Raw genomic sequence first — 26,811 nt, 5'->3', positions numbered from 1 at the left:
TAATATGAAGAAAAATTTTTGGTCAATTTTTTATCAGAATCACCGGTTACATCAGCGGATAAAACCTTTTTCCAACTTCGCAAAGATATTGTTGAAGGAGATATCCAACCTGGTAGCAAGCTGAGTGAAACAGAATTGTCGACAAAGTATGCGGTCAGTCGAGCTGTGGTTCGTGAAGCGATTAACCGCTTGGAAACCTGCCATTTAGTTGAACGCAAAGCAAATGTTGGTGCCAGGGTTGTTTCGTTGACGCCTGAAGGGTTAATTCAGTTGTATCAAGTACGAGAGTCTCTTGAAGGAATGGCAGCCCGCTTGGCCGCTACCAATATGACTGACCAAGAAGTGAACGAGCTCGAATCTTTACTTTCTGAACACTTTCAAGAAGTAAAAGAAGGACAGTCATATTATCAAGAAGCGGGTGACGTAGACTTCCATTACCGGATTATTGTTGGCAGCAAAAATGAACATCTAATTTCAATGCTCATCAATGGCATTTATCACCTGGTTCGCATGTATCGAGTGCAATTAGGTATGGCAGGACCAAGAGTCTCCACGGCGTTTGATGAACATAAACACATTGTTCAAGCGATAGCTAATCGCGATGGAGAATTAGCTGAAATGTTAATGCGCCGACACATTTTGTATTCCAAAAATAATATTGAAAAGAAATTGCAGTAACGTAACTAACCTGAGCTCGGAATAAGACGTCGTAACTCAAAATATATTATTCCCACTTCAGGTTTACAAACTTCACCGATTGTTAAACAGAGGAAATTATGACTCCAGGCAAAAAATTCAGACAAGCATTGATTGACAATAAACCACTACAAATTGTTGGCACTATCAACGCGTATTCGGCCATGATGGCAAAGCAAATTGGTCATAAGGCTATTTATTTATCTGGTGGTGGTGTGGCAAACGCTTCTTACGGCCTACCCGACCTCGGCATGACGTCTCTTAACGATGTCATCGTTGATGTGCAACGCATTACTGCAGCCTGTGACCTACCACTATTGGTAGATATTGATACCGGTTGGGGTGGCGCATTCAACATCGCCAAAACCATAAGAGATATGGAAAAAGCTGGAGCAGCAGCGGTCCATATGGAAGATCAGGTCGCACAAAAACGTTGTGGACATAGACCAAATAAAGAGATTGTTTCCATTGAAGAAATGACTGATAGGATTATAGCAGCTGTAGATGCCCGTACCGACCCTGACTTTTTCATTATGGCTCGTACAGACTCTTTTGCACAGGAAGGTTTAGAGGCAGCAATCGAACGTGCTAAAGCCTATGTTGCGGCCGGAGCTGATGGCATTTTTGCAGAAGCAATTCAAACCGAAGAGCATTACCGCGCTTTCTCAGAAGCTTTAGACGTGCCTATTTTAGCCAACATCACAGAATTTGGTAAAACTGAGTTGTGGAATAAAGAGCAACTCGCGCAGTGGGGAGCCGATATGGTGCTTTACCCGTTGAGTGCCTTTAGAGCGATGAATAAAGCAGCAGAAACCGTCTACACTTCAATACTAAAAGATGGTGACCAAAAAGCCGTTGTAGATAGCATGCAAACCCGCATGGATCTTTATGATTATCTTGGTTATCACGATTATGAGCAGAAATTAGATAGTCTTTTCTCTCAAGGTAAAAATAAATAACCCTATATTTTTCATTTATAAAACAGGACTCTATCATGGTTGACAAAAAACTAAGTGGTGCGGGCCTTCGCGGTCAAAGCGCAGGAGAAACCGCATTGTGCACGGTAGGTAAATCAGGATCTGGTTTAACTTATCGCGGTTACGATGTATCTGATTTAGCAGATAACGCCACCTTTGAAGAAGTAGCTTATTTATTGTTTAAAGGGGAACTCCCCACTGAAACTCAACTGGCAGATTATAAAGCCAGATTGCTGTTAAAGCGTGATTTGCCTGACGCCTTAAAAGCAGTGTTAAAGTTAATCCCTGCTGATACTCATCCTATGGATGTGATGCGCACCGGTTGTTCATTTTTAGGTAACTTAGAGCCTGAAGATGATTTTAGTCAACAACAAGATAGTGCGGATCGTTTGTTAGCCGCCTTCCCTGCAATAATGTGTTATTGGTATCGCTACAGTCATGACAATGTGGAAATTGAATGTACCACTAATCAAGATTCAATCGCCGGTCATTTTTTGAAGTTATTAACAGATCAAGATCCGTCTGAACTTCATCGCCGAGTGATGGACGTGTCGCTAATTTTGTATGCAGAACATGAGTTTAATGCTTCTACCTTTACGGCTCGCGTCTGTGCATCAACCTTATCAGATATGTTCTCATGTATTACCGGCGCGATTGGCACATTGCGTGGTCCATTACATGGTGGTGCCAATGAAGCAGCCATGGATATGATTCAAAAATTCAGTTCGCCTGAAGATGCCAAAGCTAAAATGGCTGAAATGTTGGCCAACAAAGAAAAAATCATGGGCTTCGGTCATGCAATATATCGTGAATCCGATCCTCGTAATGTGATCATCAAATCTTGGTCTGAAAAACTCGGTAAAGAGTTTGGCGATTCCAGCTTGTACGACATATCAGTAGCTTGTGAAGAGTTTATGTGGGATAGCAAAAAGCTGTTCTGTAATGCCGACTTCTTCCACGCTTCGGCCTATCATTTCATGGGGATCCCAACTAAATTGTTTACCCCGATTTTTGTATGCTCTCGCTTAACAGGTTGGGCTGCACATGTGATGGAACAAAGATCAAATAACCGCATCATTAGACCAAGTGCGGATTATATCGGCGAAGAGCCACGTAAAGTGACTCCGATTAAACAACGATAGAACTTTCCTTTTCCAGGCAATCAATAAGTGGGCATTCCTAATGCCCACTCTACTCACGCAATAGCAAGGTAGAAAAATATGAATACTCAATACAGAAAACGCCTTCCTGGTTCCAAACTTGATTTTTTTGACACCCGTGAAGCTGTAGACGCAATCAAACCAGGGGCGTATGACACCCTTCCCTACACTTCCCGTGTATTAGCAGAAAATTTAGTTCGTAGATGTGAGCCTGAAAAACTTAATGCTGCACTAGAACAGATAATCGAACGTAAACAAGATCTTGATTTCCCGTGGTATCCAGCGCGAGTAGTGTGTCACGATATCTTGGGTCAAACCGCATTGGTAGATTTAGCCGGACTCCGTGACGCTATTGCGTTAAAAGGTGGCGATCCTTCTAAAGTAAACCCTGTGGTCCCAACTCAATTGATAGTTGACCACTCTTTGGCTGTGGAGCATGCAGGTTTTGAACCTGACGCCTTTGAACAAAACCGCGCCATTGAAGATCGTAGAAACGAAGACCGCTTTCACTTTATTAACTGGACCAAAACAGCCTTTAAGAATATTGATGTGATTCCGCCAGGTAACGGCATTATGCACCAAATTAATTTGGAAAAAATGTCGCCTGTTGTGCATGCCAGAGACGGCGTTGCTTTCCCTGACACACTTGTTGGAACAGATAGCCACACTCCTCACGTTGATGCCTTAGGTGTAATTGCATTAGGTGTCGGCGGACTGGAAGCCGAAAGTGTGATGTTAGGCCGTGCATCTTACATGCGTCTGCCAGATATTATTGGCGTAGAGCTTACCGGTAAACGTCAACCTGGTATCACTGCCACCGATATTGTTTTAGCGATTACCGAATTCTTGCGTAAAGAGCGTGTTGTTTCCTCATACTTAGAGTTCTTCGGCGAAGGAGCATCGGATTTAACCCTTGGCGATCGTGCGACTATCTCTAATATGACCCCAGAATTTGGCGCATCTGCAGCGATGTTTTATATCGATGACAAAACCATCGATTATCTTAAACTAACAGGTCGGGACGATGCACAAGTACAACTTGTGGAAAACTATGCCAAACAAGCGGGTTTGTGGGCAGACACATTAAAAAATGCTAAATACGAACGTGTATTAACCTTTAACTTGTCCTCAGTTGGTCGCAATATTGCGGGCCCTTCTAATCCACACCGCCGTGTATCTACTGCTGATTTAGCGGCACAAGGAATATCAGGTATTGTTGAGCACGACGGTGACTTAATGCCTGATGGCGCTGTCATCATTGCTGCAATTACAAGTTGTACCAATACCAGTAATCCTCGCAATGTTATCGCAGCAGGACTGGTTGCCAGAAATGCCAACAAACTTGGACTCACTCGCAAGCCATGGGTAAAAACCTCTTTAGCACCGGGCTCAAAAGCGGTTCAGCTGTACTTGGAAGATGCCAAGCTACTGCCTGAACTTGAGCAGTTAGGCTTTGGTATTGTTGGTTTTGCATGTACCACTTGTAACGGTATGAGTGGAGCCTTGGATCCTAAAATTCAAAAAGAACTTATCGACCGTGATTTATATTCCACAGCGGTACTTTCTGGAAATCGTAACTTCGATGGCCGTATTCATCCTTATGCAAAACAAGCGTTCCTAGCGTCTCCGCCGCTAGTGGTAGCTTATGCTATTGCCGGTACGATTCGATTTGATATCGAAAAAGATGTGCTCGGAACTGATGCTCAAGGTAATCCGATTACCTTAAAAGATATTTGGCCAAGCGATGAAGAAATCGATGCCATTGTTGCCAGCAGCGTAAAACCAGAACAATTTAAGAAAGTGTATGATCCCATGTTTGATTTGACTGTGGATTATGGCGAAGATATTGATCCGCTATACGAATGGCGTCCTAAGAGTACTTATATCCGTCGCCCTCCATATTGGGAAGGTGCCTTGGCGGCAGAGCGCACAATGAAAGGCATGCGCGCTTTGGCAGTACTTGGTGACAACATAACAACAGATCACCTTTCACCTTCTAATGCGATTTTAGCAGACAGTGCAGCCGGAGAGTATTTGTTATCAATGGATGTTCCCGAAGTTGATTTTAACTCCTATGCTACTCACAGGGGCGACCATTTAACTGCGCAAAGAGCAACGTTTGCTAACCCTAAGTTGTTAAATGAAATGGTGATCGAAAACGGTGAAGTTAAACAAGGTTCGTTAACTCGCCTTGAGCCTGAAGGTCAAACCGTGCGGATGTGGGAAGCCATTGAAACCTACATGCAACGCAAACAACCATTAATTATTATTGCCGGCGCTGACTACGGGCAAGGCTCATCTCGAGACTGGGCTGCCAAAGGGGTTCGTTTAGCTGGTGTAGAAGTCATAGTGGCTGAAGGGTTTGAGCGTATTCACCGAACCAACTTAATTGGAATGGGTGTGTTACCGCTAGAATTCGAAGCTGGCACGACTCGTAAAACACTGAATATCGATGGCAGTGAGCTTTTCGATGTGAAAGGCGAGCGTCAACCTGGTGCTTCACTAACCTTGATAATAACCCGTACTAGCGGTGAAACCATAGAAGTCCCAGTAAATTGCCGTTTAGACACAGCAGAAGAAGTGTCTATTTATGAAGCCGGTGGTGTATTGCAACGTTTCGCTCAAGACTTTTTGGAGTCAGAAGGACAAGCTCAATGAGTGGCTTTGCTCAACAAATAAAGGTTGCCGCCACCTATATGCGCGGCGGAACGAGTAAAGGCGTGTTTTTTAACCTTGCAGATCTGCCTGAGCAAGCGCAAACAGCTGGCGCTTATCGCGACGCCTTGTTGCTACGTACTATTGGTAGCCCAGATCCCTACGGCAAACAAACCGATGGAATGGGGGGCGCGACCTCTAGTACCAGCAAGACCGTGATTGTGTCAAAAAGCCAACAAGCTGATCATGATGTGGACTATTTGTTTGGCCAAGTGGCAATCGACAAAGCCTTTGTAGATTGGTCTGGAAACTGCGGTAACTTGTCTGCAGCAGTAGGACCTTTCGCGATTCACGCTGGTTTAATTCCTGCCGAGAAGCTGGTTAAAAACGGGTCTGTTACGATTAAAATTTGGCAGGTTAATATCCAAAAAACCATTATCGCTCATGTACCAATGTGTGATGGTCAAGTGCAAGAACTCGGAGATTTTGAGTTAGACGGGGTTACCTTCCCTGCCGCTGAAATACCTGTTGAGTTTATTGATCCTGCCGATGGTGAAGGTGACATGTTCCCTACCGGTAAGGTGTCTGAAATATTGGATGTTCCAGGTGTGGGTAAGCTCAATGCAACACTTATCAATGCTGGAATACCTACGATATTTTTGAATGCTCAAGAGTTAGGTTATCAAGGCACTGAATTGCAAGACGTGATCAACAGCAATAGCGATGCATTGGTTAAGTTCGAAACAATTCGTGCTCACGGCGCACTTAAAATGGGCTTGATTGATTCCCTTGAACAAGCCGCACAACGGCAACATACGCCAAAGGTCGCTTTTGTGGCTCCAGCAGCTGATTATCTGGCCTCAAGTGGGAAAACAGTGGCAAAATCGGAAATCGATTTGTCGGTTCGAGCGCTTTCCATGGGCAAACTTCACCATGCGATGATGGGCACAGCCGCAGTAGCAATTGGCACGGCCGCAGCCATTCCTGGCACCTTAGTCAATCTTGCCGCTGGCGGCGGTGAGCTTGAATCTGTATGTTTTGGTCACCCATCAGGCACATTGCGCGTAGGTGCAAAAGCGGTGCTTAATCAGGGTAAATGGCAAGTTGAAAAAGCCGTTATGAGTCGCAGTGCTAGGATCTTAATGGAAGGCTGGATTAGAGTACCTGAACCAAGCCTTTAATTTACCTTAAACTAAAATAAAAACGGTCAACTAAGTTGGCCGTTTTTTGTTATCTGGATATTAAAAAGTTAAACGCGTCTTGTAGTTCAATGTCAATTCTGAATTAATAGCAGCTTGTCAGATTTCAGCCACCAGCTTATGAATTGATTTTAATGATTGAATTATTTTCCTACACATTGAGTTACCAGCAACTTGGCTTGCTATTTTTAGTCGCATTTTTTATCGGTATGGCAAAAGCTGGTGTGCACGGAATTTCAATGTTCGCGGTGCCAATTCTAGCACTTATTTTTGGTGGCAAAGCCTCTTCGGGATTGATGTTACCGATGTTAATTATGGCCGATCTATTCGCCGTAAAATATTATCACCGCCACGCCAACTGGAGTTTCTTGATTAAGTTATTTCCTTCTGCGGCAATAGGCGTGCTCATCGCCACGCTAATCGGTAATAGCATTGATGACCAAGTGTTTAAGCAAGTCATGGGATTCATCATAATCGCCAGCCTTGGGATTATGCTTTGGATGGAAACCATTAATAAGGAAAAAATACCTGACTACTTATGGTTTGCAATTTTAATGGGCACCCTAGGTGGTATTACAACTATGATTGGCAATCTGGCCGGTTCAGTGATGGCGCTGTATTTATTGAGTATGCGTTTACCTAAAAATGAATATATTGGCACTGCCGCATGGTTCTTTTTGATCATCAACTTATTTAAAGTTCCCTTTCACATCTGGTCGTGGGAAACCATTAGCGTTAATTCGTTTGCATTAAATTTGCTTGGTTTGCCGTTCATCGCGCTAGGAATTTATTTGGGTATTCAAATCGTCAAACGGGTACCTGACAAACAATATCGCTGGTTGGTGATTGCCGTTACAGGATTAGCTGCTGGATTTATGCTGATTTAAATAAGCTAACGCCAATTCGGTTTGTTTCTGCATATACTCATTACGTTTGTAATGTTCAGTTGCCCAGCCACTCAAAAAGCGTTCAAAATCGGCCCATGCTAGCGGGTACAAGGCCCGCCATTGCTCTTCGAGTAATCCAAAATTGCAATTTACTTGATAGTGAAGCAGCGCCTTTTTAAAGTGACTAAAATAATCATTTAAAAGAGTTTCGGCATGCTTAAATAAACCATCTTGATAAAAACAACTACCTAAGAAATACGCCAAATCCTTTACCCCAACGCCACGACCAACGTACTGGAAATCCACAGCAGCCAAGTCATCTTTGTGAGCAGAGAAACAAAAATTGGCCAGTTTAGCGTCACCATGTAGTAGCGTTTGGTAGCTAGCCGAGTTAAGTTGCTGATCGAGCCCAGTCGCTGCTTCTTTTAGTCGTCCTTCTGGCATTTTTTGATATTCATCAGGGCGCGTTTTAAGATGCCAATAGGTGCCAATAGGCCAAAGTTCAGGGGTGGCATTATTTAAAAATCGAGCATGGAAGTAGGCTAACCAACGCACACCTAGTTTCACCAAATCTAGCGGTGCATCATCACATCTATAGGTAAATCCACTGGCATCCAGATCTTCCATTATTAACCAACGTATCTGTTGATTTTGACCCGAGGCAATACACTTAGGAATGCGACTATATTGATCTGTTAGCCCGCTGTAGCTGTCATAAAAAATTTGTTCGTTTTGGTATGAATCTAATTTACGAAGATGAGAAATAGAGGTGTTCCAACCTCTTGGATGTGCAGATTCAGAGTTGGGATTTACGACCTTTACCACATAATTGCGCTGCCTAGTGGGGATATTGTAGCGTGCAATTTCACCATACCCACTCCATAGAGTTTGAATAGATTCTACTTTATGCAGGTTTTGGTCTTGAAAATACCCTTTCAATATTTCCAATAGCGCACTGTGATAACTTTGATCCATACTAGATTCAACACTTTAATTTTAGAGTAGACTTTAACCCATGCTGTATCGATGGTTGCACATCAGCAATATGCGTTCTACTCTTGGCGAATAAGAATTAAGGACAAAGATATGACAACACCCTCACTATTTCCACATTTATTAACCCCGTTAGATCTTGGTTTCACCACATTAAAAAATCGAACGTTAATGGGTTCAATGCACCTTGGACTTGAGGAAGAAAAAGGCGGTTTTGAGAAACTAGCGGCATTTTACGCCAAGCGCGCTGAGGGGGGAGTTGGATTAATAGTGACAGGCGGTGTGAGTCCTAACATAGCGGGTTGGCTCGCCCCATTTGCAGGACGGATGAGCAGCCGCCGGCACGCTAAAAAACATAAAGTCGTGACCGATGCTGTGCACGCCCACGGCGGAAAAATTTGTATGCAAATATTGCATTCAGGTCGTTATGGTTACCATCCGTTGAATGTATCGGCCTCAGCAGTGAAAGCCCCTATTTCACCATTCAAACCTCGCTCACTTTCCTCAAAAGGTGTGTACAACACCATTAAGGATTACGCCAATTGTGCCAGTTACGCGCAATTAGCAGGTTATGATGGCGTTGAGATTATGGGCTCTGAAGGATACCTGATAAACCAGTTTTTCTGTGAACGCACCAATCATCGCGACGATGAATGGGGTGGAAGTCTCGAAAATAGGGCCCGTTTGGCTATCGAGACCGTAAAGCAAACTCGTCAAAAAGTGGGGGAAAACTTCATCATTATATATCGACTTTCAATGATTGATTTAGTCGAAGGCGGGGCTCCTTGGGAAGAGGTGGTGTATTTAGCCAAGGAAATTGAAAAAGCCGGAGCAACACTAATCAATACCGGAATTGGTTGGCACGAAGCACGAATCCCCACAATTTCAACTTCAGTTCCAAGAGCGGCATTCACTTGGGTGACAAAACGCCTAAAATCCGAGGTCAGCATCCCACTTATCACCACTAACAGAATCAATACACCAGAGGTTGCAGAAGCAGTGTTAGCCGATGGTGATGCAGATATGGTGTCTATGGCCAGACCATTTTTAGCCGATCCTGACTTTGTGGCTAAAGCTATGCGCAATGAATCCGATCAAATCAATACCTGTATAGCTTGCAACCAAGCTTGTTTGGACCATGCCTTTGCACAAAAAAGGGCTAGCTGCTTAGTTAATCCCCAAGCCTGCTATGAGACAGAACTGATTTTTAAAACCGTGGCAGAACCTAAAAAACTTGCGGTTGTTGGCGCAGGACCTGCCGGCCTAGCCTTTGCCACTTATGCCGCAGAGCGCGGTCATCAGGTGCATTTATTTGAAAAATCCGCACAGATTGGCGGTCAATTCAATTACGCTAAACAAATTCCTGGTAAAGAAGAGTTTTACGAAACACTGCGCTATTACGCACGCAAAATTGAAGTTTTAGGGGTGAAATTGCATCTCAATACAACGGCTAATGCAGTGATGTTAAAGGAGCAAGGCTTTAATGAAATAATCATGGCTACTGGCATCAAACCCCGTCAGATAGACATTCCTGGTATCGATCATCCTAGTGTCATGAGTTATTTAGATGTGCTGCGAGATCACAAATCGGTAGGCAAACGAGTGGCTATTGTTGGTGCTGGAGGTATTGGTTTTGATGTGGCTGAATACTTAGTAGAACACGAACATCTAACCACTGATTTGGATAAATGGCTGACTCACTGGGGAATTGATAAAAGTTATGCGAATCCGGGCGCGTTAATGCCGCCCCAGATCACGCCAACAGATAAGGAGGTTTATTTACTGCAACGTAAGGAATCAAAAGTTGGTGCGAATTTAGGTAAAACAACCGGATGGATCCACCGCACTTCCCTTGCCCATCACAACGTCAATATGATCAATTCAGTGAGCTATGAAAAAATTGACGACCAAGGGTTTCATATCAAGATTGGCGACAAACCTAAACTTTTGGCAGTCGACAACATTATAATTTGTGCTGGTCAGTTGCCATTCCGTGATTTAGAAGAAAGTTTGTTAGCAGCGGGAATGACAGTCCATGTGATTGGTGGTGCAGATGTTGCGGCAGAGCTCGATGCCAAACGTGCAATTAGACAAGGAGCAGAGCTAGCCGCTGCTATATAAATTCAGCATTTTCCCATGGGCAAAAGCCCATGCTACACACAGGCAATTGAATTGCTAACCTTGTAGGTGGGTGCTTTAGCCCCGCGCTCTATTGATATCTAGGCCGTGCAACGGGAGCAAGAGCAGGCTCAATAAACTCCAGCGGCCTTGAATAACTGTAAATGCACTTTGACTAAGGCATCGATATCTCGCTGATATCCGCCGCCAATGACAGCGGCAACGGGAAGCCCTTTTTGTTCACACAGGTCGAAAACTAACTTATCTCGGGTATACACACCTTGGGTGCTGATACACAAATGCCCTAAATCATCGTTTTCATGCACATCCACCCCAGCGTCATAAATCACGGCATCAGGTTGGAAACTGTTAAGCGCAAGATTTAAAGCACAGTCGACAGTGTCTAAGTACTCAGCATCTGTTGTTCCTTTAGGCAATGGAAAATCGTAATCCGAAACTTGTTTTCGATGGGGAAAGTTCTTTTCGCCATGAATAGAGACAGTTTTAACATTGGCATTTCGTTCCGCCAATTTTGCAGTGCCATCGCCTTGGTGCACATCACAATCAAATATCAAAACCCGATCTACATCTGGATGTTGCAGCATATTTAGTGCACTTAGATACAAATCATTGACCATGCAGAAACCTGAGCCAAAATTGGCGAACGCGTGATGATAACCACCTGTTAGGTTTATTGCCTTGCCTGCGTCTAACGCAAGTTGACTGGTTAAGATAGTGCCGCCAACGGCGGTCAGAGTGCGTTTAATCAATTGTTCTGACCAAGGAAACCCAATTCGCCGCATTGCTTTAGCATCAAGGGTGCCGGTAGTTAGTTGCTGCACATATAAGGGGTTTAAAACCGATTTTAAACTTTCAACATTGACAGCTTGAGGTTGATGAAAGCAAGATTCAGATACACCAACTTGACGTAACGCTGTATAAATTTCCTGATACTTTTGAATCGGAAATCGGTGTCTAACTGGTAAATCTAGAATTGAATAAATAGGGTGGAATACCAGTGGGATCATAGACGTCCAATATATAAAGTTAACCTAAGCGCAGTTTGAATTTTACTGCTCAGTCTGCTTATTCACCATCACTCGATATACAATGAATAGAATAATGGCAGCAACAATTGATGTGGCGGCCAAGCCAGATGGCTCTTTCATCATCTGTAGCGCGCCCTCTCCAAAAAATACCGCACTTAAACCTAAGGGCATAATACCTACTGTAGAACCAAATGCGTACTTCCAGATATTGATATCTAAAGAGCCCCCAATGATACTTGTGACAGTAAACGGAGGAGTGGGTGCTAACCTTAGTGCAAGAACAGCCCAAGCACCTTTATCATCCATTTTATTTTTAACTTTGTCTAAACTATTACTGATTTTTTCGCCAAACACTTCCACACCGATAAATTTACCGACGCCATAGCCGCTCAAACTTGCCAATAAAAAACCCGGTATGCAAATCAATAAACTTATCCAAATATTAAAAACCAAACCAACCGCAAACGCCATTAGTGGGATTGGAATGAGTAAACTTCCACCAATAAAAAAGATCCCCAGAAAAATCAACGCAGTCGCGAAGTTTTGCGGCACACTACTGGTTAAATCAGTGATCTTGTCGATACTCAAATAGTCCCCTAAAGGTGTCAAAAAGTATGCTGCTGTAAGCGCGGCTAAAATAAAAACAACCGACGCTAATTTAATCCCATTACTTTTTTTCATCTTAGCAATCCTCTTTGTTGTTTGTATGTCTGGCCTGTTCAACTAGCCATTGGAAAATGCTTCTGTGCGCTTTCATATAAAACAAATATTCCGGATGCCACTGCACCCCAAGCACCTTGTCACTATCTTTGCTTTCGATAACCTGATTAATGCCGGCTTTTTCTTTTGCTGTCACTTCCAAGCTATCCGCAGGCTCGGCAATCGCTTGAGAATGGATAGCGTTCACTTTGAGGGGATCATCGCCAGCAATGTCACTGATAAGGGAATTGTCTTTAGTATAAATAACTTTTTTGCGAGGAAATGGGCTTCGTATGCGCATTTTCTTCTGCAACAACGGCAGTGTTGATTGATACATGCTGCCACCTAGCTCTGCATTGAGCAGTTGGTGTCCCCTGCAAATTCCTAAGATAGGTTTGTCTTGCTGCATCGCATAATCAATAAACTCTTGTTCCATTGCATCGCGTTCTTTGTCGTACTTTGTTGCTGAGAAGCGGCTTAACCACTCCATCGGATACATCAAAGCTTCTTTTATTCTTAACCATCCTGAACGTTTGACTTTAGGAACTTGTTGAGCAACATAATTATCCGGGTGAATGTCTGAACCACCACCGATGATGATGCCGTCATAATCAATTTTTCCGCTGAATGTTGCCGGTGTAACTCGAACCGGTAAACCTCCCGCTAGACGTACGTTCAAAGCAGTGAATAGCCACGCAGTTAAACCAGAACTATTTGGCCCCGTTATCGCAATCGAAGGTTTGTTATCACTAGCCATAAGTCCGTCCCCGGCTAAAAAAAGCAATTCGATAGGTTGTCAAACTAGGTATCAGGATTTTCAAAGTCATTTATTCCAATTTAAGTAGCACTTATTGAGAGTTAATCAGCAAAGACTGAACCACTTTCGCCTCCTCTGTTAAAGGCAAGCTAACCTCAGTAAAATCATGTAGTTAAAAAATAAACCCATTAAAAATATTGAACTGATTATTGATTTCCTTTGTTTGCAACGTGAATTAATTTCAAACGTAAATGTATTTTTTCTATGAATTGTAATGCTGCGCTATTGCAGAGTTTCTGGATGATTATTTAGGCTGTTCAACGATTAATGATTTAATTTAGATGGATTTATGGTTTTAATAGCAAGGTACGATCTAGGTGGCCTTTGGCCGCACACTTTAAATAACAAGAGGTTGACATGACCCTTTCTAGACTAGTTTTCTGTTTGTTTTTATCAAGCCTAACTTCTGCATACGCCCATGGGAATGTGGAATATCAAGATCAACAAAAATTACATGACATTGCGGCACAAATATCCGCGCAAAATATCGAAAATGATATACGCACTTTGGTAAATTTTGGAACTCGCCATACGCTATCACAGACCCAATCAGATACTCGCGGAATCGGTGCAGCGAGGCGTTGGATAAAAGCTGAATTTGACAAAATTTCATCCCAATGCGGTGGCTGCTTGGAAGTTTATTTTCAGTCAAAGACCATAAGTGGCGAAAAACGCATTCCGAATGCCACAGAGGTAGTGAGTGTTATTGCCATTCAGCGCGGTCAAACAGATCCCGATAGGTACGTAATAATGTCTGGTGATATTGATTCAAGAGTCTCAGATGTGATGGATTTTACATCAGACTCCCCTGGTGCAAATGATAATGCGTCAGGCATTGCCGGAACCTTGGAAGCTGCTCGGGTATTATCCCAATACAAATTTAATGGCTCTATCGTTTATGCTGCGCTTGCAGGAGAAGAACAAGGGCTGTTTGGCGGTAAAATTCTAGCTGAGCATGCACAACAAAATGGTTGGCGAATAAAAGCAGTATTGAACAATGACATGATTGGCAATATTGCAGGAATCAATGGTGTCATTAACAACACCACAGCGCGAATTTTTGCAGAGGGCACGCGACAAACCGAAACCCCAGAAGAAGCAAGAACACGACGCTTCACTGGTGGCGAAGTCGACTCACCAAGCCGTAACTTAGCCCGATACATCGACTGGATGGCTGACCGTTACATTCCTAACTTAGATACTATGGTTATCTACCGCTTAGACAGATTTGCCCGCGGTGGACACCACCGTCCATTTAATGATTTAGGCTACCCTGGCGTGCGTATTATGGAAACGAATGAAAACTACCATCGCCAACACCAAGACCTACGTAGCCAAGATGGTATCAAGTATGGAGATAGCATAGAGGGAGTTAATTTTGACTATGCCGCCAAATTAACCGCTTTAAATGCCGTTTCATTAGCAGGTATGGCGTGGGCGCCCACACCACCTGCCAAAGTCAATATAAAGGGCGCGGTACAACCTAGTACTACCCTAAGTTGGCAGATTGCTTCAGCTGAACAGGCGCCCGATCTAGCGGGCTATAAGATTTATTGGCGATACACTGACGCACCTCAGTGGCAATTTAGTCGATATGTTGGCAAGGTGTCGGAATTCACATTGGCAAATGTGGTCATTGATAACTATTTTTTTGGGGTCAGTAGCGTAAATAAACAAGGCTTTGAAAGCCCTATCGTCTTCCCAGGTGCTGCTGGCGCATTTGGAGAGTAATTCGGCTAGCTAAGAAATTCTGCGTTAATCCAGGGGGCAAGTATTATCGCTCGCCCCCAAATCACATAAAAATGTGTCATCCATTTGTTGCTTCCAGAACAAAAACTCGGATTCATCCACATCAAATGCCCACACCTTCTGAATATGATAAAAACTTTCTTGGCCCTGCATCATTAAATGAATCATACGGGCAATCATCTTGCCGTTTACTTGGCAACGAGTCTGCCAATATTTGACTGAAACATCTTGGGTTTTAGGATGGGGCATGTCAATCGATTGAAACTCTTGGCAGTGCATTTTACCCGGCGCATCCAGCTCAATGCGTTTTTGCACTAAGTCTTCTTGTTGTTGATAATAAATGCTTACAGCAAAGGTATCCGCCCAACGCTGACCTTTTTTTTGCCACATATTAGAGCGGTAAGTATGATCTTCCTTTTGAAATAATTGCCATGATTTAAGTAATTGAATAGAAGGTATGACTAGGTTTTCACCTTGGTATGGGGTGTTTTGACTGGCACACCCTGACAACCAAGAAACCAACAAAACACAACTCATAATGCGCATAGCTAAGCCCCCAGAAGAAGAAACATTTTCACTATATATCAACATGTCTATCAGTGTTCAAATTTGTATACTTGTTCAATTTCATTTGGCCACAACAATTGACATACAGTTAAAAAATCTGCATCGCAGCGACTGGAATAAAGCAGGGTTTTTGCATTTTGTTGATTACTATTTTTTACTCCACTGCGTTCTAAAACGGCCAAGGTTTGTCGAGCAATCGCATCGCTGGTGTTGATTAATTGAATTTTGTCACCTGCGATACGACTAATTTGCGGACTTAAAAAACCGTAATGAGTACAGCCTAAAACAATTTGATCGGCTCCCTCATTGATTAGCGGCAATAGGTATTGCTTAATTAATTCGTGAGTAGCGACGGTATCAAACTCTGCCGCTTCAATTTTTTCCACTAAACCATGACATGCTTGCGATAACACCTGGTTGTGGCTTTTCAAACGCGCAACTAATTGCTGATATTGCTGACTTTTGATGGTGTTGTGGGTGGCTAAAACGCCAATTGTGCCGGACTGACTTGCATTCAGCGCAGGTTTTATTCCAGGTTCTACACCTACAAATTCAATGGGATAAAGTGCTCTTAATTTGGATATGCAGGTAAGAGTTGCGGTGTTACAAGCAACCACAATGAGTTTCACTTGTTGCGCCATTAAAAACTCAACTATGGCTTGGCAACGCTGCAATACAAAGTGTTCAGCTTTGCCACCATAGGGAGCATTGGCACTATCAGCTACATAAATAATGTTTTCATGGGGCAATATTTTACGGATAGCTGCTGCGATGGATAATCCACCGACACCTGAGTCAAAAACGCCAATCGCAGCATTGCTTGCAATACTAAGCAAGAGTAACCCTCTCGATACAAAGACGAACCTATAGGTCGTCTAAAAAGTCTTCGAAGTTTTCGCTTTCAACTTCTGGGTCAGTGTTCAAATCAGATTGCGGTACTTTTCCGTCTGTTACCCGAAACTCCAAGTTTTGGAAGTAAGCGTTTTTCACGAATGCGTACGGGTCTAATGATTGATCTAACTGCCCTTCTTGCTCCATCAATTGAGCGCGAGCTTCAAGTACTTTAATGCCGGTTCGCACTGCCGCTACGTAAAAGGATAAATCTTGCAGCGGAAAGTAGGATGAATCGACAAAGTCACCAGTTAACGAGCGAAGATCAGTTGGACCATAAGCCGGTAACATTAAATAAGTCCCAGTACCGACACCATACTTACCTAACACTTCACCAAACTCTTCTTCTTGCCTGTCTAAGCCAATTTCTTTAGCTACATCAAACAGACCCAAAACACCCACAGTTGAGTTCAGTACAAAGCGTCCTAAACTGGTTAAACTGCCGCCCACTTTACCTTGCAGTAAGTTATTTACTGAATTAGACGGTTCTTCTAGATTCAGAGCAGCGTTGTGCAGTCCTCGCCGAGCTGGCTGAGGCATATAGTCTACGTATACAACAGCTGTCGGTCGCAAAATATAAGCATCAAGCACATCATAGTTGAAGTCCCACATGGCGCGGTTGAACCCTTCGAATGAGTCTCGGGGATCATTGTATTCAACACTTTGTGCTTGTTCATTTGCTGCTTGCTTTGATGCACATCCACCTAGCAACAATGTTGCTAATAACAGCAAACAAAATTTTTGATTCATTACATCAATTCCTTATCGATCACTATCGATTGTGTCATTTTCTCACCGGCTTGAAGTGGTATGGTTACTTCTCCTTGTAACTCACCTTTAGCCTGTGCAACATTTTCATCTAACGAAATTCGCGCCACTAAGCGTGCGCTTTCAAGTTGCGACAACTTAAAACTTGGCATCATTGCATTGGCGTCAGATAACTCGACCTGTATTGGCAAAGCCGACAATCTATTTTTAACCACCGCAGCGGGCATTCTAACCGAGCCATTAGCATCTTGTGCAAATACAAAGATGAACGCATTTTCTGGTATTTTGGCAACAAGTTCGTCGGCGATAGACACCGTAATTAAAACTGACGTTGCGGCCCCTGTTGTATCTACTTGCGTTTCGGCTAACTCATCCATGGACTGTGCGCTTAATTGAGCGATGCGTCTATCAACTTCAGCGGTCATGGGATCATCAGCAGGCAGAATCAATTTCAATTGTTGCCAACTTTCTAACGCTTGCTGAGTATCACCTAATTGGCTCGATGCCACAGCTAGCATGCCTATCGCATTCATATCTTGCGGATTATTAATCACCATTGCTTTTAATAACCCTTGGGCTTTGCGAATATAATTCTCATCGCCTGTCATTACTAGTGTTTGAGTGTAACTAGATAATACACCGCTGTGTTGCGGTGCCAGTAAATAGGCCTTTTCAAAGGCCTGTAACGCTGATTCTGTACGATTTAGAGATGCGTGTAGCCTACCTAATAATAACCAACCAATATAGTCATCTGGCGCACTCACCAGCTTACTGCGCATGGCCAAACTAAAATCATTCAAATCGTCAACGGTCACATTAGGATCAGCTTCAATAACAATTCGCTTGGCTAACTCAGATGACTGTTGTTTCACGTCTTGCCAATGTTGTAAATCGCCAACCTCATTGCTTTTATAATACAAAGTTCCACACAAGATTACGCTAATAACAATGCCGATAAACAAGGGCCAAGAGCCCGCTTGCTTAGCGTCTGAGCCTGACACGGTTTCATCGACTAGCGCTAACTTTAATTCTTTCACAGCGATATCTTTGTCATCAGTAGATATTAATCCTTCATCTACTTCACGATTAAGTTCTTGCATCCGCTGTTTAATAATTTGCGTGTTAGTTAGCACATCTTGCTGATGTCTATTGCGTTTCAATAACCAAGGAACGATTAAAATCCCTACTGCTATGGCCGACAACATGGCAATACCCAGCCAGTAACTATTCATCTTCTTTCTCCAATAACGAATCAGCTTTGGCTAGCACATCTTCATCAAAATCATTCACTTGTTTTTTGCGTTGAGTAAATACAAACCACGCAGCACCTATTACAAAAATAACGGGCAACACCCATAGCCAAATAGTTAATGGAGTGACAGGTGGTTGGTAAGACACAAAATCGCCGTAGCGCGACTTCATAAAATCAACAATTTCGTCTCTACTTTTACCTTGATTAAGCAACTCATACACTTTTCGGCGTAAATCATGGGCAATCATGGCATCAGAATCCGCAATATTTTGATTCTGACATTGCGGACAACGGAGTTCTTGGGTCAAATCCAAAAACATTTTTTGTTTTACCGGATCATCAAATATGTAGGCTTCTTCCAGCGCCCAAAGTGGGCTGGTAAACAACACAAATAACAGGATTAATTTTTTCATTGGGCTATTAACTCATTGTATAGAGGTGCAATTTTATTTCGCCAAACCCGAGTATTGATGTCACCAATATGATGCATTCTAATTACACCTTGCTTATCAATAAGGAAAGTCTCGGGTGCACCAGTTACGCCTAAATCCAAGGAATAATCTCGTTTTACATCAAAGACATTAAACTCATAAGGGTTGCCCAATTGCGCCAATTTAGCAGCCACTTCTTTTTGAATGGTAGGAATACTTTTAATCCCAAAATCTGGGTCGGTATCTTGGTCGTAGTACAAACCTATAATACGCACCCCCTGTTGACTTAATTCAGTTAAATAAGGGAGTTCAACAGCACAGGTTACGCACCAAACACCCCACACGTTCATCAAAGTCACTTGGCCTTCAAATATGCTAGGGTCGTATATCACATCCGGATTCATTAAATCAGGTAATGAAAAATTCGGTGCCGGTTTGTTTAAAACCGTGGAATCCAGTTGTCGAGGATCGCTGTACAGGCCTTTGAATAAAAAAACCGATAACAGCACAAACATGGTAACTGGAATTAAAAATAGTGATGCCTTTTTCATGCTTGTCCTTGTGTTTTGGTCGCGAGCACTTCAGGGGTATCAATTTTGGTTTTTTTAGCTGCCAAACGTCCCTTAACTTTGGCAACTTTAGCCATCCGATAGCGTTTATCTGAAATAGATAAAATGCCACCGAATCCCATAATCAATGAACCGGCCCATATCCAATTCACGAAGGGTTTTATGTAAATTCTCACCGCCCAGGCACCATCATTTAACTGTTCACCTAAGGCGACAAATAAATCCCTGGAAATACCGCTGTCAATTCCTGCTTCGGTCATGCTTGTTCGCTGTACAGGATAAAAGCGTTTTTCAGCTTCTAAGTGAGTGATTTTTTCAGTTAACGTCGTATCCGTATAAACATCCACTATACCCACATGACCTACATAATTGGGGCCCTTTAAATCCCGAACACCGGTAAATTTGAAAACGTATCCACTAATTTCAATCACATCACCAGTGTGCATGCGCACATCTCTTTCTTGCTCGTAATTACTGACTAAAGTAATCCCGATTAACGTCACAGCAAAACCTAGGTGTCCCATTACCATTCCCCAATGACTTGGGGTTAAACGGCGTAAGCGTTGCCAAGTTGTTGAAGATTGAGTTTTGTCGTTTTCCGATGAAACTCTCTGCATTATTTCTTGCACTGTGGAAACCAAAATCCAAACACTTAGAATTGAGCCTAAAGTGGCCATGTATGTCATTTGGTTATAACTAGCTTGGATCAAGAGCGCGCCACACACACTAATTAAAAAACCAATTATTAGCTGTTTTTGAATCGCTTTGGGTGACTGCTTTTTCCATCGAGACAACGGCCCCATCGCTAACAGCAAAACAAAAGGTACAATCAAGTAAGTGAACATTTGGTTAAAGAATGGCGCACCAATTGAGATAGATCCTAAGCCAATCTCTTTATGCACTAAAGGTAATAATGTCCCCATTAACACCACAATTGTGGCCGCAGTTAATAACAAATTATTGCCCATTAACATCACTTCACGGGAAAACCACTCGTATCGACCAACGCTTTTTAAATGAGGAGCTCTAATGGCGTACAATATTAATGAACCACCCACGACCACACCCAGAATAGCAAGGATGAACAAACCTCGAGTGGGATCACTAGCGAACGAATGCACAGACACCAGCACGCCAGAACGGACTAAGAATGTGCCTAACAAACTAAGAGAAAAAGCTGAAATAGCTAACAATACAGTCCAAGACTTAAAGATCTTACGCTTTTCAGTTACCGCTAAACTATGCACTAAAGCTGTGCCCACTAACCAAGGCATAAAAGAAGCATTTTCTACTGGATCCCAGAACCACCAGCCACCCCAGCCTAGTTCGTAATACGCCCACCACGAACCCAATGCAATACCAACTGTCAGAAAACACCAAGCTGCTAATGTCCAAGGGCGAGACCAGCGGGCCCAAGTAGAATCTAGCTGGCCAGATATGAGCGCTGATATAGCGAAAGCAAAAGCAACAGAAAATCCTACATAACCCATGTACAACATAGGAGGATGGATAATCATTCCAAAATCTTGAAGAAGAGGGTTAAGATCCCGTCCATCTACAGGGTAAAAAGGTAAAAGACTTTCAAATGGATTAGAAGCGGTCAAAATAAACAAGTAAAACCCGACCGCAACCATTCCCAATATAGATAACACTCGCGCCACCATCGCCTGTGGAATACTGTTACTCAGCACAGCGACAGCGACAGTCCACACTGAGAAAATCAACACCCAAAGTAAGAATGAACCTTCATGTCCACCCCAAACTGCGGTTAGTTTGTAATACCAAGGCAGTAAGCTGTTGGAATGATTCGCCACATAAGCAATACTAAAATCATCGGTATAAAACGCATTCATTAATGCCGCAAAAGCGATGGCGGTGAAAACAAACATACCAATAGCCAATGGCTTTGCTAACGCCATGTATTGGCTTTGGTTTTTGTACGCTCCCCACATGGGGTAAATCGACAATAGTATTGACATAAGTAAGGCCAATACCAAGGAAAAATGTCCTAATTCTGCAAACATGTTTAATTAATCCTAATATCCAGATCCAGCTTTCTGATCTGTTTGTAAATTGTCGGGTTTTACATGCTTGATGCCTTTCATTTTTTCAGCCAATTCGGGCGGCATATATTCTTCATCATGTTTAGCTAAAACTTCATCGGCAACGATGAGGTTATTTTCAGTTAGTCTGCCCGTTGCCACTATGCCCTGACCTTCACGAAAAAGATCAGGTAAAATGCCGGCATAACGCACGGTTACTATGGGACCGGTATCGGCTAAATCAAAACTCACGGCCAAACTTTCCTGATCCCGTTTAACGCTCCCCGGAACCACCATTCCGCCAATACGCAGACGTTGACCAATAGTTGGCGTGACACCTTCTTTACCGTCGATGATTTCAGAGGGTGTGTAAAAGTGGTCAATATTTTCACTTAATGCGCTAAGCATCATCCATACTGCAGCGGCTACTAAGAGCACAACGGCTAATATTCCAAACAAACGTTTTTGACGTCTTGGATTCACGATAATTCACCTTTCTTTTCAGATGTTGACTGTGCTTCTTCACGTGCTGAATCAGCTGCTTTTTTCTGTTTAATTCGTTTTTTACGGGCAATTTGTGCGTTAACCGCTTTGATGAGTTGTTTTTTAGCCCAAATACTTTCGTAGACAACCAAAAAAACAGCCAAAAACGACACACCAAATGCCAACCAGACATAAAAACCATATCCGCCCATTTGCCAAAAAGCTTGCCAAGAATCGAATTGAAAATTCATGATTTGCCCTCTTTCAATAAGGTTTTAACAGCCCAAGGACGGTGTATTTCGCGACGCAACAATTCGTTTTGCAAACGCTTTAAGGTGATTGCACCAATTAATAAGACTGCTGCCAACAAATTAACCATTAACGGCCAAAACATTTCTGGCGCAATAGATGGCTTATCAAATTTGCTGATGGTTGCACCTTGATGCAAAGTATTCCACCACTCAACCGAGTAGTGAATAATGGGTAAATTAATCACACCGACAAGGGACATAACCCCGGCTGCTTTTCCTGCCTGTACTTTATCGTCGAAGGATTTGTATAACGAAATTACCCCAAGGTATAAAAATAACAACACCAGTTCAGACGTTAATCTGGCATCCCATACCCACCAAGTGCCCCACATAGGTTTACCCCATGCTGCCCCGGTAAATAACGCAATAAAGGTCATCATCGCCCCAACTGGTGCAATCGCAATCATCGCCATATAGGCTGTGCGGATTTGCCAAACTAAACCAATAAGCGCGGCAACTGCCATCGCAGCATAGGCACTCATCGATGTGATGGCACTAGGGACATGAATATAAATGATGCGAAAAGAATCACCCTGTTGGTAATCAGCTGGAGCAAACATCAACCCCAAAATCAGGCCAACGACGAGGGTAATTGCCGCACTGATTGAAAACCAAGGCAATAAGGTTTGACAGAGTTTGTAAGTAGACTCTGATTTAGCGTAGGGATGTAACCACTTCCACATTAGCTTTGACTCACTTTTAATGCATAGGCAATGGCCATAGGAGCCAATGCAAGAGCTAGTAATAACATTGCTCCAATTAAGCCTAAATGGGCTGAATAGGATATCTGCAACGATGCTGCATCTACCGCCGCGGTTGCAAATATCAATAAAGGTACAAAAACGGGTAACAATAACAGGGCGAGCAACACACCGCCTTTTTGAAGTCCAACGGTTAAGCCAACCGCTACAGCTCCAACTAAACTCAGCAACGGAGTTCCCACTAATAAGGTCGCTAGCAATGCCCAGTACATATCTAAACTAAGGTTTAAAAAAACCCCTAACAATGGAGACAATAAAATCAAAGGAACAATGCTGGCTAACCAATGCACCGCCACTTTCACCACGCAGACAAGGGGCATAGATGCGCCACTCAACATTATCTGCTCAAGGGTTCCATCCTGAAAATCGTCTCGAAATAACCTTTCCATACCTAACAATGAAGACAAAATTGCAGCTACCCAGATAACACCAGGGCCAATTTTTTGTAAAATTTCAGGGCCAGGACCCACACCTAATGGAAATAAACTGATCACCAATACAAAAAACATCATGGGCTGCAGCAGCTCTGCCCGCTGACGAAACGCCAACGCTAAATCACGTTTAAATACCGCCAATAAAATAGACGTCATATGCGATATTCCAACAGCAACTCGGATGTGGGGTAATCCACCTCTAAGGTTTGGTGAGAGGTAATAATAATCGCCCCACCTACACTCAAATGTTGAATCATTTTGTCTCGCAACAAGGCAATCCCTTGGACATCTAAAGCTGTGAAGGGTTCATCTAAAATCCATAGTTTAGCGTCAGTTTTCAACCACAAACGCGCCAAAGCAACACGACGTTGCTGACCAGCAGAAAGCTGACTTACTGGCACATCTTCTAAGCCAACCAACCCTAAACTAGCTAACAATTCGAATAATTCTGACTCAGTGCAGTTAACTTGATTTAATTGACACCAAAATCGTAAATTTTCAATTCCGTTAAGATTGAGACTTAAGCCTAGTTTGTGTCCAAAATAGACTAAATCTTGAAAATAACTTTCACTGACATGCTGAATATCTTGATGCTTATACTCTATTGACCCTTCAGAAGGATCGGCTAAACCAACCAAAATTCTCAACAAACTGGTTTTTCCAGCGCCATTTTGGCCACGCACATAAAGTAATTCGGAAGGTTCGATTGAAAATTCAATGTTCTCAAACAAAGTTCGATCTTGCTTCACACATCCCAAATTTTGCCCACGTAACAATGCCAAGTTGAGTCATTCTCCAGTTAGGCTATATACAACAACGACTTAACTAATTAGCAAATCAAAGTCGTTTTAATTTACTGAAAAGCTACAAGCCGAAAAATCGGCGCAAATGATACCATAGCAAAAAGCCAAATCCAGCTATTAGATTCTATATCTACAACAGGTTATGCTTAGTCATTGTTAAATCTACTGACGCTTTGCCGATAACCTGTTTATGTCAGATATATCACTAAACGCTCAACAACTTGTGCAGGCTGCCGCTCAGCTTTCGAAGTTGTCATCAAACTCGCCAGTAGCAAAGCAGGCTGCGCAGGTTATTATTCAATTTTTAGCTAATAATCAAATTGCTTTAACGCTACCCAAACAGCAACACACAGTGACCTTGCCACGACCGAATAACTTGCCACAGTCGTTAAACGCGACACAAGTGCAAGCACAATTACAGAATCATACCAGTTCGTCGGGTAATCAAAATACTACTTCAGCACTATTGTTATACAGTCCGTCAACCAAAACAGACGTTCAATCGGTAATTGCCAGCCTCAATCAAAAACAACTCGCAACCATTTTAAATGCCATTAGCAGCAAGGCTTCACCAGCAGCACAAACTAACAATGTCGCTGTGGATGCAAAAGTGATTAGTAGCAATGGCAACACAGCCAATTTAGCAACCTCGATTAATGCTAAATCACAAATAATCAGTGTGAATTTACCGGCGTCAGCAAAAGTGTTGCCAAGCAATCAAAATGTCCAATTGCAGATAACCCCAAAGGGTAACCAATGGCAGGTTAGGCTGATAGTAGACAGCCCAAACATCTCCCAGAGTGTTGCAAAAACGGATGGGAATAACCTGAATCCTGCCGCACCCAAAGAGGTTATTCAATCAGGAAAGTCAGAACAGATAAACCAACAAGTAACGGCAGACAAATATTCCCAAAACATCCAATTACAGAAACGTCCCGAGCAAATTCAACACAGCAACCAAAGCAATATTGCGCAAAAAGTAATTATGCTTAATTTGACTAAGCCAGATATCGTTAAATTGTTACAATCTGATTCTGCGCGGCTAAATAATCCATCTCACAACATTTCATTAGCGGTTCCTCGTCAAATATTGATCGACACACTGACCCAACAGCCACAATTACGTTTAGACAATGCAATCCCTAAACTTTTAAATGTTGATGTTAGTGTGAAAAATGTCAGTATCGATTTACTCGCAGCTGGTAAAGGAGAAATTAAAGGTCCGGTTAAAACTCCTCTTGCGCAGCTGCCGCTCACTGAAGCCCAAGTGCAACAAGTTAAAAATGCACTGTTTTTGCCAAGTGATGCAAAACAAGGAACTGCGCAATCCACTAAAACGTCGATTATGCGTCCAGACGGGGGAACCAATAAACCCGAATTAAATCTCAAGGTTCAAGCCGACGGCCAGTCTCCTAGTGCCGATAAACGCGCCGCTGAAGCCAACTTAAATCAGCTAACTCCCAAAGAAGCTGCGGCTAAGGCAATCCAATCAGATAACACGACGATTGAAAAAAACCTGCAAACCTTAACCCAAAAGTTAGACTCGATACCTGTAGCTCAAAAACAACAAGTACTTGAACAAATAAGCGATTTAATGCGACGGGTTTTACCCCAAGCTGCCAGTCCAAGCGAAACCTTACAGAATATAGAAATGGCACTGCGCGATCCCATTTTAGCCAAATCGCCAGAAACTAAAGCGCTTGCCGAAGCGATATTGAAACAGCTGCAACAAGGCACACCGCAAGGCAAAGAGGCTGACGCTGAAAACATCAAACAACTCATCACTCAAGCGCCCCTTAATTTGTCACCCATTCAACTCACTCAAGCCATTTCCTCACAAGGAATTGTTGCAGGTCTGATGACGATGTTACAAATTAGCTTAGCTTCTAGATTGAATAGAAACCAACCGCAAAACAGTGAAAAAATCGCGCAGATAGTGAGTAGCATCATATCGAGTTCCGGTAAAGCAGCGGCTCCGCAAACCCAGCGCAGCCTGAATGATCTGAACCAAATGGAACAGAAGCATCAGTTACTTAAACAGTTAGGGCGTATGTTTGCGCAACACCAATCGAGTAAATTAAGTAACGCCGAACAAGCCTTGCAAGGACAAGAAACATTTTATTATGTTTTACCCAGCGGTGTAGGCGAACAGAAAAAAGACATCGAGTTATTAATAAAACGCGAACCAGAAAAACACGCTAGCGCTGAAAAACAACACAACAAGTCAGCGATTTGGCATTTAACGATGAAAATGGACATTGGCGAAATCGGCCAGATACTCACCAAAGCCAAATTACAACAAGATGAATTGGAGCTAGATTTATACACATCCAACGAAGCTGTAAAAGAGCTGGTTTATAACTATCTTCCGTTGTTCAAAAAACGATTGAAAAGTTTAGGTATTGAAGTGGCAAAAGCGCAATGCCAGCTAGGTAAAATACCCGAGCATTTGCACACTCGTCCTTATCAAATTTTTCAAACTCAGGCTTAATAAGTAACG

General features: G+C 42.8%; 25 protein-coding genes. 9 read left to right on the top strand and 16 right to left on the bottom strand.

All coding sequences use genetic code 11. The features are described 5' to 3' along the window. Nucleotides 1-18 precede the first annotated feature (18 nt). From KO530_RS18160 to KO530_RS18135, 6 genes are all read left to right on the top strand, one after another. Nucleotides 19-678 carry a GntR family transcriptional regulator gene (locus KO530_RS18160; RefSeq protein WP_216049881.1) on the top strand — a complete coding sequence of 220 codons (660 nt, stop codon included), beginning with the start codon at nt 19-21 and terminating at the stop codon, nt 676-678. A gap of 98 nt (nt 679-776) precedes the next feature. Further along, nucleotides 777-1,655: a methylisocitrate lyase gene (gene prpB / locus KO530_RS18155; protein WP_216049880.1), complete on the top strand. Its 879-nt coding sequence runs from the start codon at nt 777-779 to the stop codon at nt 1,653-1,655. Between the two features lie 35 nt (nt 1,656-1,690). Beyond that, on the top strand, nt 1,691-2,815 hold the full coding sequence (gene prpC / locus KO530_RS18150; RefSeq protein WP_216049879.1) for a bifunctional 2-methylcitrate synthase/citrate synthase: 1,125 nt from the start codon (nt 1,691-1,693) through the stop codon (nt 2,813-2,815). Between the two features lie 78 nt (nt 2,816-2,893). Continuing rightward, a complete protein-coding gene (gene acnD, locus KO530_RS18145) occupies nt 2,894-5,491 on the top strand; it encodes a Fe/S-dependent 2-methylisocitrate dehydratase AcnD (protein ID WP_216049878.1) in 2,598 nt (865 codons plus the stop codon). Further along, nucleotides 5,488-6,669 (top strand): 2-methylaconitate cis-trans isomerase PrpF, encoded by a 1,182-nt coding sequence (gene prpF, locus KO530_RS18140; protein WP_216049877.1) that lies wholly within the window; start codon nt 5,488-5,490, stop codon nt 6,667-6,669. The genes acnD and prpF overlap by 4 nt, the downstream gene beginning before the upstream one ends. 152 nt (nt 6,670-6,821) lie before the next feature. Beyond that, nucleotides 6,822-7,574 carry a sulfite exporter TauE/SafE family protein gene (locus KO530_RS18135; protein WP_216049876.1) on the top strand — a complete coding sequence of 251 codons (753 nt, stop codon included), beginning with the start codon at nt 6,822-6,824 and terminating at the stop codon, nt 7,572-7,574. On the opposite strand, the gene KO530_RS18130 is transcribed toward KO530_RS18135, so the two are convergent. Next, nucleotides 7,548-8,549: a phosphotransferase gene (locus tag KO530_RS18130; protein WP_216049875.1), complete on the bottom strand. Its 1,002-nt coding sequence runs from the start codon at nt 8,547-8,549 to the stop codon at nt 7,548-7,550. The two genes, KO530_RS18135 and KO530_RS18130, sit on opposite strands and share 27 nt — an antisense overlap. 111 nt (nt 8,550-8,660) lie before the next feature. Between KO530_RS18130 and KO530_RS18125 the strand changes: the two genes are divergently transcribed. After that, entirely contained in the window at nt 8,661-10,688 is a 2,028-nt protein-coding gene (locus KO530_RS18125; protein ID WP_216049874.1) for an NADPH-dependent 2,4-dienoyl-CoA reductase, read from the top strand. A gap of 128 nt (nt 10,689-10,816) precedes the next feature. Here the strand turns inward: KO530_RS18125 and KO530_RS18120 are convergent, their stop codons facing one another. The 3 genes from KO530_RS18120 to KO530_RS18110 are packed head-to-tail and all read right to left on the bottom strand — an operon-like array spanning nt 10,817 to nt 13,190. After that, complete coding sequence (locus KO530_RS18120) at nt 10,817-11,713, bottom strand: histone deacetylase family protein (RefSeq protein ID WP_216049873.1); 897 nt, start codon at nt 11,711-11,713, stop codon at nt 10,817-10,819. Nucleotides 11,714-11,755: 42 nt separating this feature from the next. Then, the gene (locus KO530_RS18115; RefSeq protein ID WP_216049872.1) at nt 11,756-12,415 is read right to left on the bottom strand and encodes a TVP38/TMEM64 family protein; all 660 of its coding nucleotides are present in this window, start codon (nt 12,413-12,415) and stop codon (nt 11,756-11,758) included. 1 nt (nt 12,416) lies between these two features. Next, nucleotides 12,417-13,190: a gamma-glutamyl-gamma-aminobutyrate hydrolase family protein gene (locus tag KO530_RS18110; protein WP_216049871.1), complete on the bottom strand. Its 774-nt coding sequence runs from the start codon at nt 13,188-13,190 to the stop codon at nt 12,417-12,419. Between the two features lie 417 nt (nt 13,191-13,607). On the opposite strand from KO530_RS18110, the gene KO530_RS18105 reads away from it, so the two are divergent. Beyond that, entirely contained in the window at nt 13,608-14,981 is a 1,374-nt protein-coding gene (locus KO530_RS18105) for a M28 family peptidase (RefSeq protein WP_216049870.1), read from the top strand. Between the two features lie 24 nt (nt 14,982-15,005). Here the strand turns inward: KO530_RS18105 and KO530_RS18100 are convergent, their stop codons facing one another. Genes KO530_RS18100 through ccmA form a run of 12 tightly spaced genes read right to left on the bottom strand, consistent with a single transcriptional unit; the run spans nt 15,006 to nt 24,290 of the window. Then, entirely contained in the window at nt 15,006-15,590 is a 585-nt protein-coding gene (locus KO530_RS18100) for a hypothetical protein (RefSeq protein ID WP_216049869.1), read from the bottom strand. Between the two features lie 5 nt (nt 15,591-15,595). Further along, the gene (gene murI, locus KO530_RS18095; protein ID WP_216049868.1) at nt 15,596-16,402 is read right to left on the bottom strand and encodes a glutamate racemase; all 807 of its coding nucleotides are present in this window, start codon (nt 16,400-16,402) and stop codon (nt 15,596-15,598) included. Between the two features lie 28 nt (nt 16,403-16,430). Continuing rightward, nucleotides 16,431-17,207 carry an MlaA family lipoprotein gene (locus KO530_RS18090; RefSeq protein ID WP_216049867.1) on the bottom strand — a complete coding sequence of 259 codons (777 nt, stop codon included), beginning with the start codon at nt 17,205-17,207 and terminating at the stop codon, nt 16,431-16,433. Next, a complete protein-coding gene (ccmI, locus tag KO530_RS18085; protein ID WP_216049866.1) occupies nt 17,207-18,457 on the bottom strand; it encodes a c-type cytochrome biogenesis protein CcmI in 1,251 nt (416 codons plus the stop codon). Before ccmI ends, KO530_RS18090 begins: the two co-directional genes overlap by 1 nt. After that, the gene (locus KO530_RS18080; RefSeq protein WP_216049865.1) at nt 18,450-18,890 is read right to left on the bottom strand and encodes a cytochrome c-type biogenesis protein; all 441 of its coding nucleotides are present in this window, start codon (nt 18,888-18,890) and stop codon (nt 18,450-18,452) included. Before KO530_RS18080 ends, ccmI begins: the two co-directional genes overlap by 8 nt. Further along, nucleotides 18,887-19,459: a DsbE family thiol:disulfide interchange protein gene (locus tag KO530_RS18075; RefSeq protein ID WP_216049864.1), complete on the bottom strand. Its 573-nt coding sequence runs from the start codon at nt 19,457-19,459 to the stop codon at nt 18,887-18,889. The genes KO530_RS18080 and KO530_RS18075 overlap by 4 nt, the downstream gene beginning before the upstream one ends. Then, the gene (locus KO530_RS18070; RefSeq protein WP_216049863.1) at nt 19,456-21,501 is read right to left on the bottom strand and encodes a heme lyase CcmF/NrfE family subunit; all 2,046 of its coding nucleotides are present in this window, start codon (nt 21,499-21,501) and stop codon (nt 19,456-19,458) included. The genes KO530_RS18075 and KO530_RS18070 overlap by 4 nt, the downstream gene beginning before the upstream one ends. Nucleotides 21,502-21,513: 12 nt before the next feature. Then, on the bottom strand, nt 21,514-22,002 hold the full coding sequence (ccmE, locus tag KO530_RS18065) for a cytochrome c maturation protein CcmE (RefSeq protein WP_216049862.1): 489 nt from the start codon (nt 22,000-22,002) through the stop codon (nt 21,514-21,516). Further along, nucleotides 21,999-22,253, bottom strand: a complete 255-nt coding sequence (ccmD, locus tag KO530_RS18060; protein WP_216049861.1) for a heme exporter protein CcmD — start codon at nt 22,251-22,253, stop codon at nt 21,999-22,001. Before ccmD ends, ccmE begins: the two co-directional genes overlap by 4 nt. After that, a complete protein-coding gene (locus tag KO530_RS18055; RefSeq protein ID WP_216049860.1) occupies nt 22,250-22,996 on the bottom strand; it encodes a heme ABC transporter permease in 747 nt (248 codons plus the stop codon). Before KO530_RS18055 ends, ccmD begins: the two co-directional genes overlap by 4 nt. Beyond that, on the bottom strand, nt 22,996-23,664 hold the full coding sequence (gene ccmB, locus KO530_RS18050; RefSeq protein WP_216049859.1) for a heme exporter protein CcmB: 669 nt from the start codon (nt 23,662-23,664) through the stop codon (nt 22,996-22,998). Before ccmB ends, KO530_RS18055 begins: the two co-directional genes overlap by 1 nt. Next, nucleotides 23,661-24,290 (bottom strand): cytochrome c biogenesis heme-transporting ATPase CcmA, encoded by a 630-nt coding sequence (gene ccmA, locus KO530_RS18045; RefSeq protein ID WP_216049858.1) that lies wholly within the window; start codon nt 24,288-24,290, stop codon nt 23,661-23,663. Before ccmA ends, ccmB begins: the two co-directional genes overlap by 4 nt. Before the next feature lie 211 nt (nt 24,291-24,501). Between ccmA and KO530_RS18040 the strand changes: the two genes are divergently transcribed. After that, a complete protein-coding gene (locus KO530_RS18040; RefSeq protein ID WP_216049857.1) occupies nt 24,502-26,802 on the top strand; it encodes a flagellar hook-length control protein FliK in 2,301 nt (766 codons plus the stop codon). Nucleotides 26,803-26,811 lie beyond the last annotated feature (9 nt).

It is taken from the genome of Aliiglaciecola lipolytica (assembly GCF_018860635.1).
Lineage (GTDB): Bacteria > Pseudomonadota > Gammaproteobacteria > Enterobacterales > Alteromonadaceae > Aliiglaciecola > Aliiglaciecola lipolytica_A.
The sequence above is the reverse complement of the archived record's forward strand: the minus strand, read 5'-3'. Positions and strand labels throughout refer to the sequence as shown.

Coding starts and splice junctions, on each gene's coding strand:
- prpB (WP_216049880.1), top strand. CDS start 777: ATGACTCCAGGCAAAAAATTCAGACAAGCATTGATTGACAATAAACCA.
- prpC (WP_216049879.1), top strand. CDS start 1,691: ATGGTTGACAAAAAACTAAGTGGTGCGGGCCTTCGCGGTCAAAGCGCA.
- acnD (WP_216049878.1), top strand. CDS start 2,894: ATGAATACTCAATACAGAAAACGCCTTCCTGGTTCCAAACTTGATTTT.
- prpF (WP_216049877.1), top strand. CDS start 5,488: ATGAGTGGCTTTGCTCAACAAATAAAGGTTGCCGCCACCTATATGCGC.
- KO530_RS18135 (WP_216049876.1), top strand. CDS start 6,822: ATGATTGAATTATTTTCCTACACATTGAGTTACCAGCAACTTGGCTTG.
- KO530_RS18130 (WP_216049875.1), bottom strand. CDS start 8,549: ATGGATCAAAGTTATCACAGTGCGCTATTGGAAATATTGAAAGGGTAT.
- KO530_RS18125 (WP_216049874.1), top strand. CDS start 8,661: ATGACAACACCCTCACTATTTCCACATTTATTAACCCCGTTAGATCTT.
- KO530_RS18120 (WP_216049873.1), bottom strand. CDS start 11,713: ATGATCCCACTGGTATTCCACCCTATTTATTCAATTCTAGATTTACCA.
- KO530_RS18115 (WP_216049872.1), bottom strand. CDS start 12,415: ATGAAAAAAAGTAATGGGATTAAATTAGCGTCGGTTGTTTTTATTTTA.
- KO530_RS18110 (WP_216049871.1), bottom strand. CDS start 13,190: ATGGCTAGTGATAACAAACCTTCGATTGCGATAACGGGGCCAAATAGT.
- KO530_RS18105 (WP_216049870.1), top strand. CDS start 13,608: ATGACCCTTTCTAGACTAGTTTTCTGTTTGTTTTTATCAAGCCTAACT.
- KO530_RS18100 (WP_216049869.1), bottom strand. CDS start 15,590: ATGTTGATATATAGTGAAAATGTTTCTTCTTCTGGGGGCTTAGCTATG.
- KO530_RS18090 (WP_216049867.1), bottom strand. CDS start 17,207: ATGAATCAAAAATTTTGTTTGCTGTTATTAGCAACATTGTTGCTAGGT.
- ccmI (WP_216049866.1), bottom strand. CDS start 18,457: ATGAATAGTTACTGGCTGGGTATTGCCATGTTGTCGGCCATAGCAGTA.
- KO530_RS18080 (WP_216049865.1), bottom strand. CDS start 18,890: ATGAAAAAATTAATCCTGTTATTTGTGTTGTTTACCAGCCCACTTTGG.
- KO530_RS18075 (WP_216049864.1), bottom strand. CDS start 19,459: ATGAAAAAGGCATCACTATTTTTAATTCCAGTTACCATGTTTGTGCTG.
- KO530_RS18070 (WP_216049863.1), bottom strand. CDS start 21,501: ATGTTTGCAGAATTAGGACATTTTTCCTTGGTATTGGCCTTACTTATG.
- ccmD (WP_216049861.1), bottom strand. CDS start 22,253: ATGAATTTTCAATTCGATTCTTGGCAAGCTTTTTGGCAAATGGGCGGA.
- KO530_RS18055 (WP_216049860.1), bottom strand. CDS start 22,996: ATGTGGAAGTGGTTACATCCCTACGCTAAATCAGAGTCTACTTACAAA.
- ccmB (WP_216049859.1), bottom strand. CDS start 23,664: ATGACGTCTATTTTATTGGCGGTATTTAAACGTGATTTAGCGTTGGCG.
- KO530_RS18040 (WP_216049857.1), top strand. CDS start 24,502: ATGTCAGATATATCACTAAACGCTCAACAACTTGTGCAGGCTGCCGCT.